General features: G+C 40.1%; 9 protein-coding genes, 2 tRNA genes and 1 pseudogene. 11 read left to right on the top strand and 1 reads right to left on the bottom strand.

The genetic code is table 11. The features are described from left to right. Positions 1–26 precede the first annotated feature (26 nt). Positions 27–659 (bottom strand): dephospho-CoA kinase, encoded by a 633-nt coding sequence (gene coaE / locus CRYPD_RS01015; RefSeq protein WP_244610224.1) that lies wholly within the window; start codon positions 657–659, stop codon positions 27–29. Positions 660–716: 57 nt separating this feature from the next. Here coaE and CRYPD_RS01010 point away from each other — a divergent pair. The 11 genes and pseudogenes from CRYPD_RS01010 to CRYPD_RS00960 form a co-directional block, all read left to right on the top strand. Beyond that, a tRNA-Met gene (locus CRYPD_RS01010) sits at positions 717–793 on the top strand. Positions 794–857: 64 nt separating this feature from the next. Further along, positions 858–933, top strand: a tRNA-Thr gene (locus CRYPD_RS01005). A gap of 275 nt (positions 934–1208) precedes the next feature. Next, positions 1209–3191 (top strand): transketolase, encoded by a 1983-nt coding sequence (gene tkt / locus CRYPD_RS01000; protein ID WP_138145710.1) that lies wholly within the window; start codon positions 1209–1211, stop codon positions 3189–3191. A 44-nt stretch (positions 3192–3235) separates the two neighbouring features. Next, positions 3236–4228: a type I glyceraldehyde-3-phosphate dehydrogenase gene (gene gap / locus CRYPD_RS00995; protein ID WP_138145709.1), complete on the top strand. Its 993-nt coding sequence runs from the start codon at positions 3236–3238 to the stop codon at positions 4226–4228. Between the two features lie 5 nt (positions 4229–4233). Beyond that, the gene (locus tag CRYPD_RS00990; RefSeq protein WP_138145708.1) at positions 4234–5034 is read left to right on the top strand and encodes an HNH endonuclease signature motif containing protein; all 801 of its coding nucleotides are present in this window, start codon (positions 4234–4236) and stop codon (positions 5032–5034) included. Next, on the top strand, positions 5034–6194 hold the full coding sequence (locus CRYPD_RS00985) for a phosphoglycerate kinase (protein ID WP_138145707.1): 1161 nt from the start codon (positions 5034–5036) through the stop codon (positions 6192–6194). Before CRYPD_RS00990 ends, CRYPD_RS00985 begins: the two co-directional genes overlap by 1 nt. A 3-nt stretch (positions 6195–6197) precedes the next feature. After that, the gene (gene pyk / locus CRYPD_RS00980; protein ID WP_138145706.1) at positions 6198–7646 is read left to right on the top strand and encodes a pyruvate kinase; all 1449 of its coding nucleotides are present in this window, start codon (positions 6198–6200) and stop codon (positions 7644–7646) included. An 84-nt stretch (positions 7647–7730) separates the two neighbouring features. Next, the gene (fba, locus tag CRYPD_RS00975) at positions 7731–8792 is read left to right on the top strand and encodes a class II fructose-bisphosphate aldolase (RefSeq protein WP_138145705.1); all 1062 of its coding nucleotides are present in this window, start codon (positions 7731–7733) and stop codon (positions 8790–8792) included. A 66-nt stretch (positions 8793–8858) separates the two neighbouring features. Further along, complete coding sequence (gene mnmG / locus CRYPD_RS00970; RefSeq protein WP_138145704.1) at positions 8859–10718, top strand: tRNA uridine-5-carboxymethylaminomethyl(34) synthesis enzyme MnmG; 1860 nt, start codon at positions 8859–8861, stop codon at positions 10716–10718. Continuing rightward, positions 10715–11317: a 16S rRNA (guanine(527)-N(7))-methyltransferase RsmG gene (gene rsmG / locus CRYPD_RS00965; protein WP_138145703.1), complete on the top strand. Its 603-nt coding sequence runs from the start codon at positions 10715–10717 to the stop codon at positions 11315–11317. Before mnmG ends, rsmG begins: the two co-directional genes overlap by 4 nt. After that, a pseudogene (locus CRYPD_RS00960) lies at positions 11317–11768 on the top strand (hypothetical protein); the annotation flags it as partial. The gene rsmG and the pseudogene CRYPD_RS00960, both read left to right, overlap by 1 nt.

The following is an 11768-nucleotide window of genomic DNA, read 5'->3' as shown; positions in this document are numbered from 1 at the left end:
CGAATATTTAATGGTAGACAAACCTGTCAAATACCTACAGACTGATTGAGCTTTTGATATAACTGTTTAGTTTGCTTTTTTAAATCAGTAAGTGTGCCATTGTTTTCAATAATGTCACAAGGTAATTCTGCAGAAATTTTTAACCTATTTTCGTGACTAGTTTGCATAGAAATCATCTTTTTTGCTTGTTTTTCGTCAATATTTGCACGATTTTTCAGTCTTTTTAATTGTTTTTCCTCATTGCAGGTCAAAATAATGACTCTATCAAATAGATAAGCTAAGTTTCTCTCTATAAGTAGTGGAATTTCTACAATATTTAAGGGTTTTTTTGAGTTTTTTTGCCATTCTTGCATTGTTTTCAATATTTTTGGATGCAAAATGACTTCAATGCAATTTTTATTACTTTCATTCTCTAATAAAATGGCTCGCAACACTTGTCGATTAAGCTCATCATCTTGATTAAGAATTTTTTCACCAAAGGCATCTACCAGTTCTCTAAGACCATCTGAGCCAGGCGTAGTCACTTGTTTAGAAATATCATCAAGCCGAACAACATCAGCGCCTAACTCAGCAAAAACCTGAGCCATCTGTGACTTTCCGCAAGCAATGCCACCCGTTAGTGCAATTTTAAGAATATCCATAAGTGTTAATTTTAACATCCAAACTGTAATTATCTATTGACTTCTATAGTAAAAGTCCCGATAATACTGCCCTACGGTTATGTAGCTCAGCTGGTTAGAGCACAGCATTCATAATGCTGGAGTCGGTGGTTCAAGTCCACCTATAACCACCATATTTAAACTTATGATAAAAAAGTATTCATTTTTTAAAATAAGGTTGTATAATTCTCGCATTATGCCGAAGTAGCACAGTTGGTAGTGCAACTGACTTGTAATCAGTAGGTCGCCAGTTCGAGCCCGGCCTTCGGCACCATATTTTAAAAAAGGTTATCGTTAAGATAGCCTTTTTTTTCGCCCAAAGACAAGGATTGCTACTGCTTTTTGTAACAGACCTTACCCCTTAAAAACAACCTTCAGTTGGGTGTCAAGGTTCAACCTTGACAAAAAGCCTAGTTTAGCTACCGAGTTTTATACTTACGGGAAATAGGGTATTCCTGAGTTTATTGATAGCGTGGGCGTTTTCGTAGGTGTTGATAATTGGATAGTTTTTGCGTATAATTATTCAGTTTTGTTCAAGGAAATATTAATATGTCATCACGCAGAAATTTAGCAAATGCAATTCGTGCTTTAAGCATGGATGCTGTTCAGAAAGCCAATTCAGGCCATCCAGGTGCGCCAATGGGGATGGCAGATATTGCCGAAGTGCTTTGGAATGATCATATGAAATACAACCCAAACAATGCTAAATGGGCAGACAGAGACAGATTTGTGTTGTCTAATGGACATGGCTCAATGTTGATTTATTCCTTATTGCATTTAACGGGTTTTGGGTTGACGATAGATGATATTAAAGGCTTCCGTCAGTTGCATTCAAAGACCGCAGGTCATCCTGAATATGGCTATGCAGATGGTATTGAAACCACAACGGGTCCGCTCGGACAGGGTGTTACGAACGCAGTGGGTATGGCGATCGCAGAACGCACATTGGCAGCACAATTTAACAAACCAGGGCATGAAATTGTCAATCACAATACTTTTGTTTTTATGGGCGATGGTTGTTTGATGGAGGGTTTGTCGCACGAGTCTTGTGCTATGGCAGGCACCTTGGGTTTGGGTAAATTGACGGCTTTTTGGGACGATAATGACATTTCCATTGATGGCCATATTGGTGATTGGATGGAGCAAGGTGTTCCGGGTCGCTTCAACTCTTATGGTTGGCATGTGGTGGCAGTTGATGGGCATGATGCAGATGCAATTAGTAAAGCTATCACTGAGGCGAAAGCAGTAACGGACAAGCCGAGCTTGATTTGCTGTAAGACTACGATTGGTTTTGGTTCGCCAAATCTTGCAGGCACACATGATTGTCATGGTGCGCCGCTGGGTGATGATGAAATCGCAGCAACGCGCAAGCAATTGGGTTGGGATCATGCTCCGTTTAAAATTCCTGCTGATGTTTATGCAGGCTGGAACCATAAAGCACAGGGTGCAGTAGATGAAAGTGCTTGGAATGATAAATTTGGTGCTTATAAAACAGAGTTTCCAGCCGAAGCGGCTGAGTTTGAACGCCGTATGGCAGGCGACCTTCCAGCGAATTTTGTAGTTGAAATGGATAAGTTTATTGCTAAAACTCAAGATGAAATGCCAACGATTGCATCGCGCCAAGCATCACAAAGAGCGATTGAGGCGATGGGGCCATTATTACCAGAAATGTTTGGTGGTTCTGCAGATTTAACAGGCTCTAATTTGACAAACTGGTCAGGCACTGTCAAAGTTAACAAAGAAAATGCAAATGGCAACTACCTTTCATGGGGTGTGCGTGAATTTGGTATGGCACATATGATGAATGGTATGGTTTTGCACGGTGGCTTCAAAGTTTACGGTGCAACTTTCTTTATGTTTATGGAATTTATGCGTAACGCACTGAGAATGTCAGCACTGATGAAAATCGGCACAATTTATGTTTATACACATGATTCTATTGGCTTAGGCGAAGATGGTCCAACCCACCAAGCGGTTGAGCAATTATCCACCATGCGGGTTATTCCGGGCTTCCAAACTTGGAGAGGTTGTGATGCGGTTGAATCAGCAGTATCTTGGAAAATGGCAATGCTTCGTGGCAATGCACCAACGGCATTAATATTCTCACGCCAAGCACTAACAGCAATGCAGAGAACTGCTGAGCAAGTTGCCAATATTGAAAAAGGCGGCTATGTGCTTAAAGATTGTGATGGTAATGCAGATGTTATTTTCATCTCAACAGGCTCTGAAGTAGGCTTGGCAGTTGAAGCTGCCGAGGCGATGGATGCGAATGTTCGTGTGGTTTCAATGCCGTGCTGTGAGGCGTTTGATGCACAAGACCAAGCCTATAGAGACGCTGTTTTAACGCCGGGTGTGAAACGCGTGGCAATTGAGGCGGGCGTGGCACAATCTTGGTATAAGTATGTTGGCTTAGACGGTGGCTTGGTTTGTATGAAGTCATTTGGTGAATCTGCACCTGCACCTGAGTTGTTTAAAGAGTTTGGTTTTACCGTTGATAATGTGATTGCGACTGCGAAAGCAGTTATCGGTTAAACAAAAAAAAGGTAAGTAAATTTAATTTAATAAAGGAGTAAGAGATGATAAAAGTAGGTATTAATGGTTTTGGTCGTATTGGTCGTATGGTTTTTCGTGCAATTAAAAAGGATTTTCCAGAATTAGAAGTAGTTGGTATTAACGACTTGTTAGACAATGATTATTTAGCATATATGTTAAAGTATGATACGGCACAAGGTCGTTTCGATGGTGTTGTTGAAGTTGAAGGTGATAATTTTATTATTGATGGTAAGAAAATTCGTCTTTCTGCTGAGCGTAATCCAGCTGATCTTAAATGGGGTGATATTGATGTAGATGTTGCCATTGATTGCACGGGTTTTTTCTTAACCGAAGAGTCTTGTCAAGCACACATTGATGCTGGTGCTAAAAAAGTGGTTCAATCGGCACCCGCTAAAGACAGCACACCAATGTTTGTATATGGCGTTAACCACGATTCTTATGAGGGTCAGTCTATTGTTTCAGCGGCTTCTTGCACCACTAACTGTTTGGCACCAATTGCTAAGATTATCAATGATAATTGGGGTCTTAAGCGTGGATTAATGACAACAGTTCATGCTTCAACAGCAACACAAAAAACCGTTGATGGCCCTTCAATGAAAGATTGGAGAGGTGGTCGTGCAGTATTTGAGAACATTATTCCTTCGTCAACAGGTGCTGCTAAGGCGGTTGGTATTGTATTGCCGGAATTAAATGGCAAACTAACAGGTATGGCTTTCCGCATCCCTTCAGTTGATGTTTCTGTGGTTGATTTAACTTGTGAATTAGACAAGAGCGTTTCTTATGAAGAAATTTGTGCAACCATTAAAACAGCGTCAGAGACCACAATGAAAGGCACATTACAATACACAGAAGATATGGTTGTATCTAGTGATTTCCGTGGTGTTAGTGCTTCTTCAATTTTTGATGCAAATGCGGGTATTGCACTTGATGATACTTTTGTGAAGTTGGTTTCTTGGTATGACAATGAGTATGGTTATACTTGTAATATGTTGCGTTTAGTTCGACATATTGCTTAATTTGCATGAGAATTTCTTTTCTTTTTAGCGTTGCGTTTAGTTTAACTCTGTATGGTTCATCTGTCTTTGCTACTGAGAATATAGCAAACAATCAAAAGCAGGGTGAGTCACTAAGAGAACAATTATATAAAATAATAAGCAAACACAAGGTTTTGAGTTATAAAGATTTGTGGAAGGCATTTAAGAAAACCGATGCATTGCCCAATCAGCCAAATGAAGTGTTTGATATTTATTCATATAAGAAGGGTAAGTTGCCGTATGTTTATAAGTTCTTTACTGATCAATGTGGACATTATAAAAAAGAAGGTGATTGTTATAATAGAGAGCATTCTTTTCCAAAAAGTTGGTGGGGCGGTAGTTTAGGTGAGCCAATGGCTAGGGATTTATTTCACATATACCCTGTAGATGGGTTTGTAAATAACATGCGAGCCAATCACCCTTATGCAGAAGTCGATCCTAAGAGTGCAAAGCTTTCTGAGAACGGGTCTATGCTGGGTAAGGCAAAAAATAAACTCTTAAAAGGTGTATTTTTTGAGCCAATTGATGAGTTTAAAGGAGATTTTGCTAGAGGGTATTTTTACTTGCTAACTGCTTATTATGACAAGATTCAAGATTGGTCATCGCCTATATTGGAAGGGAATAATTTTAAGCCATGGGCACAAAAGATATTGCTTAAGTGGCACCAGAAAGACCCAGTAAGTGATAAAGAAATAAAACGCAATAAACGGATTATGGCAATACAAGGGAACTACAACCCTTTTATTGTCAGTCCTAAATTAGTTGGAAAAATATGGAAGGATAATTAATGATTATAAATTTAGAAGAGTTAGAGTTAGGTGGTAAAAAAGTACTGATTCGTCAGGATTTAAATGTACCTATTAAAGAGGGTGTGGTAACAAGTGATAAACGCATTAAAGCGTCGCTACCAACCATTGAAATGGCAATAAAACAAGGTGCCAAGGTAATGTTAATGTCGCATCGTGGTCGCCCTACAGAGGGTGAGGCGAGTGATGAATTTACTTTGCAACCAGTGGCTGATCGCCTTAGTGAGTTATTGAATACTACTGTGCGTTTAGAGAAAGATTGGTTAGATGGTATTGAAATGCAAGATGGCGAGGTTGTGCTATGTGAAAATGTGCGTTTTAATGTGGGTGAAATGTCAAATGATGATGCCTTGTCTAAACGCATGGCAGCAATGTGTGACATTTTTGCAATGGATGCATTCGGCACCGCACATCGTGCACAGGCCTCAACCCATGGCGTGGCTAAGTATGCGCCAATTGCTTGTTCAGGTCCATTGTTGTCAGGTGAATTAGAGGCGCTTGGTAAAGCATTAGACAATCCAAAGCGTCCAATGGTGGCGATTGTTGGTGGCTCTAAAGTATCAACCAAATTAACAGTCTTAGAATCTTTGTCTAAAATTGTCGATCAATTGGTTGTTGGTGGTGGTATTGCTAATACTTTTATTGCAGCACAAGGTCATAATGTCGGCAAATCACTGTGTGAAGATGACTTAATTCCAACAGCAAAAAAACTGATGGAAGACTGTGAAATACCAGTGCCAACTGATGTGGTTTGCGGTAAGGAGTTTTCAGAGACTGCTGAAGCCGAAACCAAAGCATCGTCTGCTGTTGTTGATGACGATATGATTTTTGACATTGGACCTGATTCTGCCCAGCAATTGGCTGAGATTATGAAAAATGCAGGGACAATTGTTTGGAATGGCCCAGTAGGTGTGTTTGAATTTGACCAGTTTGCTGGTGGCACCAAAACATTAGGCATGGCAATTGCTGAATCTGATGCATTTTCAATTGCTGGTGGTGGCGACACTTTGGCAGCGGTTGACAAATACGGTATTGAAGACAAAATCAGTTATATTTCAACGGGTGGCGGTGCTTTCTTAGAATTCCTAGAAGGTAAAAAACTGCCAGCAGTAGAAATTTTAGAACAAAGAGCATCGGAGTAGCGCTTGCTAAGAAGAACCAAAATACTAGCAACACTTGGCCCAGCAACGGATAAGCCCGGTGTCTTAGAGAGCGTTTTAGCAGCAGGTGCAAATGTTGTGCGCATTAATTTTTCCCATGGCTCAGAAGAAGAGCATTTAGCCCGTGTTAAAGCGGTGCGTAATTGGGCACATGTTAATAATACTTATGTGGGAATTTTGATGGACTTACAAGGGCCAAAAATTCGCATTGCCAGTTTTAAAGACGGCGTAAAGATTAGATTAAATATTGGTGACAAATTTGCACTTGATGCAGATATGGATAACACTTCTGGTAACCAAGATGCTGTTGGCATTGCTTACAAAACATTGCCACAAGAGGTTAAAGAGGGCAATGTTTTGTTACTGGATGACGGCAAAATTGTGCTGGAAGTAACCAGTATTAATGGTAACAAAATCAATACAGTGGTTACGCAAGGTGGCATACTTTCGGATAAGAAAGGGCTTAATCTTCGTGGTGGCGGTTTGTCAGCTGATGCATTAACTGAAAAAGACAAAAAAGACATTGTAACCGCTGCTAAAGCAAAGGCAGATTATGTGGCTTTATCATTCCCAGTGAGTGGCGATGATGTGCGTCTTACGAAAAGGTTATTGAAGGAAGCAGGCTCTGATGCAGGTGTGATTTCAAAAATTGAGCGTGCTGAGTCTTTGGTAGATGAAGTCATTAATGATATTATCCAAGAGTCGGCAGGCATTATGGTGGCACGCGGTGATTTAGGCGTTGAAATTGGCGACCCACAGTTACCAGCACAACAAAAACGCTTAATTAAATTGGCCAGATCAAATGACCGTATTGTTATTACTGCAACTCAAATGCTAGAGTCAATGATTAACAGCCCAATTCCAACCCGTGCAGAAGTGTTTGATGTAGCGAATGCAGTATTAGACGGCACCGATGCAGTAATGTTATCTGCTGAAACAGCGGCAGGCGATTACCCAGAGAATGCAGTAAAAACGATGCACGATGTTTGCATAGAAACTGAGAAAAGCCCAATTGCAAAAGTTTCACACCATCGCCTACATGAGTGCTTTGATCATATTGATGAAACCATTGCCATGAGTTCTATGTATGCCGCTAATCATTTAGGCGTTAAAGTTGTGGTTGCACTGACTGAAAGTGGAAAAACACCCTTGTGGATGTCACGCATGAGTTCCAATATCTCAATTTATGCCATGAGCGACAGTGTTGCCACTTTGCGTAAAACAACACTTTATCGTGGCGTTTACCCTTGTGGTATTGATAAGATGAACGATATAGAATGGGAAAGAGTCAACGGAAAAGTAGTTAGTATATTGGAAAATAAGAATATTGTTGAGGAAGGTGATTTGATAATATTAACCAAAGGAATGCATGTAAATCAATCAGGTGGCACCAACCTAATGAAGATTTTACGCGTTGGTGATGATGATTTATAATAGTAGTATAAAAAATGTGTTATTGTTGGTAAGCAAACAAGTAACATCAAATATTTGATTTAAGAAAAATAAGGAGAAAGAAATATGTTAATTTCATTAAGAGAATTATTAGACCACGCAGCAGAAGAAAATTACGGTATGCCAGCGTTCAATGTTAACAATATGGAGCAAGTTCATGCCATTATGCAGGCAGCGGACAAAACCAATAGCCCTGTTATTATGCAGGGTTCTGCTGGTGCAAGAGGCTATGCAGGCGAACCATTTTTGCGTCATTTAATCATTGCAGCAACTGAGATGTATCCGCATATTCCAGTAGTAATGCATCAAGACCATGGTAGCGAGCCAGCAGTATGTTTGCGCTCTATTCAATCAGGCTTTTCATCAGTAATGATGGACGGCTCTTTGGAAGCAGATTGTAAGACACCAGCCTCATTTGAATACAATGTTGCAGTGACCAAAGAAGTGGTTAAGATGGCACATGCTGGTGGCGTTTCTGTTGAAGGCGAATTAGGCTGTTTAGGTTCATTAGAAACAGGTGAAATGGGTGAAGAAGACGGTCATGGTGCTGAAGGCAAATTAGACCTTGATTTGTTATTAACTTCAGTTGAAGAAGCGGCTGATTTTGTTAGAGCAACGAATGTTGACGCATTAGCAATTGCAATTGGCACTTCGCACGGTGCTTACAAATTTACCAAGGAGCCAGACGGCGAAATCTTGCGTATTGACCGCATTAAAGAAATCCACCAGCGTCTGCCAAACACACACTTAGTTATGCACGGCTCTTCTTCAGTGCCACAAGACTGGTTAGAAATTATCAACTCACACGGTGGCGATATGGGGCAAACTTATGGCGTGCCAGTAAGTGAAATTCAAGAAGGCATCAAAAACGGTGTGCGTAAAGTAAATATTGACACTGATTTGCGTATGGCTTCCACAGGTGCAGTTCGTAAACACTTGATTGAAAATACCTCAAACTTTGACCCACGCAAATTCCTAAAAGAAGCAACCAATGCGATGAGCGATATTTGTGCCGCTCGTTTTGAAGCCTTTGGTTCCGCAGGCAATGCTGATAAAATCAAAGTATCTTCATTAGACACAATGAGTCAAAGATATTTATCTGGTGAATTAGACGCACAAATCAAGTAAGTATTTAGCAATGAATAACTAAAAAGGCTTGATTTTATCAAGCCTTTTTTTGATTAAGAATATAATATGAAATTAAAGCATTATTCAGTAATTGTAATCGGTGGCGGGCATGCAGGCACTGAAGCAGCGCTTGCTTCTGCTCGTATGGGGGTCAAGACTTTGTTGATTTCTCATAATATTGAAACTTTAGGGCAAATGAGTTGTAATCCTGCGATTGGTGGGATTGGTAAAGGGCATTTGGTCAAAGAGATTGATGCAATGGGTGGGGCAATGGCTCGTGCAATTGATAAGGCTGGGATACAGTTCCGCACGCTGAATGCTTCTAAAGGGCCTGCGGTGCGTGCTACTAGGGCACAAGCGGATAGAGTGTTGTATAAGGCAGCTATTCGTTATGCTTTAGAAAATCAGGAAAATTTATCGTTATTTCAACAAGCGGTTGATGATTTAATCATTGAAAATAATGTGATTAAGGGCATTAAAACCCAAATGGGATTGAGTTTTTTTGCTGATAAAGTGGTGCTGACGACAGGCACTTTTTTAGGGGGTATTATCCACATTGGGCAAAGTAATTTTCAAGGTGGGCGAGCTGGCGATGCTCCTTCTAATCCCTTGTCTAAGACACTTCGTGCCTATGATTTGGGCGTGGGTCGATTAAAAACAGGCACACCACCAAGGCTTGACGGCCGCACTATTGATTTTAGCGTGCTACAAGAACAGCCGGGCGATACACCTTTGCCTACTTTTTCTTTTATGGGAAAGGCAAGCGATCATCCGCAACAAATCCCTTGTTATATCACTCATACCAATGAAAAAGCACATGATTTTATTCGTGATGGCTTAAAAGATTCGCCAATATACACAGGCAATATTGAAGGTATCGGCCCAAGGTATTGCCCATCGATTGAAGATAAAGTGGTGCGTTTTGCCCAGCGAGATTCACATCAAATTTTTGTTGAACCTGAAGGGCTAACAACCAATGAAGTTTATCCAAATGGGATTTCCACTTCCTTGCCATACGAGGTGCAATGCAATTTTATACAGTCAATTAAAGGCTTTGAAAATGCACAAATTGTGCGTCCCGGCTATGCCATTGAATATGATTTTTTTGACCCTAGGGGGCTAAAGCAAACGCTAGAAGTAAAGAAAATATCAGGGCTTTACTTTGCAGGGCAAATTAACGGCACAACAGGCTATGAAGAGGCGGCAGCACAAGGATTATTGGCAGGTATTAATGCCGCCTGTGCCGTGCAGGAAAAAGCCCCTTGGCATCCCAAACGCGATGAATCTTATATCGGGGTAATGGTGGATGATTTGATTACCAAAGGCACAAATGAGCCATATCGAATGTTTACCTCGCGTGCTGAATATCGTTTGTTATTAAGAGAAGATAACGCCGACGAACGCCTAACCCCTAAAGGCAGAGCATTAGGGCTGATAGGCGATGAACAATGGGCGGCATTTGAGATTAAATATGTAGCAGTTGCAGAAGAAAAACAACGCCTAAAAACTACTTGGATTCAAGCTAGCGATACACAGGCAAGTGCAATATTGGGAAAATTAAACCACGAATATTCTCTGTTAGAGCTGTTAAAACGACCAAAAGTAGATTATCAAATTTTAAGTCAAATCGAATCAGGCAAGCCTTTTTTGAGCGATACAACCTTGATTGCCGTGGTGGAAAATCAAATCAAATATGCTGGCTATATCAAGCGTCAATTGGAAGAAATTGAAAAATATCGTAAAAATGAAAACACCTCCCTGCCAGAAAAAATGGATTATAGCGTCATCAAAGCACTATCTGCCGAGGTAATACAAAAACTTAACGACCACCAGCCAGAAACCATTGGTCAAGCAAGCCGACTTCAAGGCATTACCCCCGCCTCTATTTCTATTCTATTGGTGTATTTAAAAACTTATAAAAGATGAAAGAACTCCTTATACAAGGCGCAAAAGAAATGAACATTGCACTCAGCGATGCACAAGCAACCTCACTAATTAGTTACCTTGAATTGATTATAAAATGGAATAAAACTTACAATCTAAGTGCAATTCGCACGATGGAAATAGGCGTTAAAAAACATTTGTTAGACAGTTTGTCCATTGTGCCATTTATTGATAAATCGCCCTTGCTTGATGTCGGTTCAGGTGCAGGCTTGCCGGGCATTGTAGTCAGTATTATGAAGCCAGAACTTGCCGTGAGTGTGCTGGACACAGTAGGTAAAAAATGTCGTTTTATGCAATTTGCAAAAACCCAGTTGGCACTTAAAAATTTATCTGTGGTGAATGAACGAGTTGAAACCTTCAAACCTCAGCAATGTTTTGGTCAAATCACCTCCAGAGCCTTTGCCGAAGTGGACAAAACATTAAAATTAACACAACATTTATTATGCGAGAATGGACATTATTTGCTAATGAAAGGTGCAAATGCCGAACAAGAAACACCACCCACCAGAGCAACAATACACCAACTGTCCGTGCCATGGGTTTCAGACCAACGATTTTTAATCAAAATAAGGAAAAAATAATGAAAAAAATACTCTATAAAATATTAGGTTTACTTGCTATTCTAGCCCTAATCATTGCTTTTTTTATCGATTCAATCGGCAAATATTATGCCCAAGATTACGCCCAAAACTTGTTTAAAACACCCGTTGAAATTAGCCAATTAAACACCCATTTGTTCGACAAAAGTCTTAACATTGACTTCATTGAAGTGCAAAATCCATCTAATTTCAAGCATAAAAATGCCCTTTCCTTAGATCATTTTTTACTAAAAATAGGCACTATAAGCCACAATCTAATTGTGATTGACGAGATTAAACTGGATGAATTGCATTTTGCCCTAGAACAAAATGCCAATCAAGTAAATTTAACCCAATTACTGCATAATTTAGAAAAACAAGACACCCTACCCACAAATATCAAAGCAACAAACCACAAAACCCAAAAATCCCAAGTAAAACGCATTGAGACCTT

The organism is Bathymodiolus heckerae thiotrophic gill symbiont (assembly GCF_900180345.1).
Lineage (GTDB): Bacteria > Pseudomonadota > Gammaproteobacteria > PS1 > Pseudothioglobaceae > Thiodubiliella.
The sequence above is the reverse complement of the archived record's forward strand: the minus strand, read 5'-3'. Positions and strand labels throughout refer to the sequence as shown.

Coding starts and splice junctions, on each gene's coding strand:
- coaE (WP_244610224.1), bottom strand. CDS start 659: ATGTTAAAATTAACACTTATGGATATTCTTAAAATTGCACTAACGGGT.
- tkt (WP_138145710.1), top strand. CDS start 1,209: ATGTCATCACGCAGAAATTTAGCAAATGCAATTCGTGCTTTAAGCATG.
- gap (WP_138145709.1), top strand. CDS start 3,236: ATGATAAAAGTAGGTATTAATGGTTTTGGTCGTATTGGTCGTATGGTT.
- CRYPD_RS00990 (WP_138145708.1), top strand. CDS start 4,234: ATGAGAATTTCTTTTCTTTTTAGCGTTGCGTTTAGTTTAACTCTGTAT.
- CRYPD_RS00985 (WP_138145707.1), top strand. CDS start 5,034: ATGATTATAAATTTAGAAGAGTTAGAGTTAGGTGGTAAAAAAGTACTG.
- fba (WP_138145705.1), top strand. CDS start 7,731: ATGTTAATTTCATTAAGAGAATTATTAGACCACGCAGCAGAAGAAAAT.
- mnmG (WP_138145704.1), top strand. CDS start 8,859: ATGAAATTAAAGCATTATTCAGTAATTGTAATCGGTGGCGGGCATGCA.
- rsmG (WP_138145703.1), top strand. CDS start 10,715: ATGAAAGAACTCCTTATACAAGGCGCAAAAGAAATGAACATTGCACTC.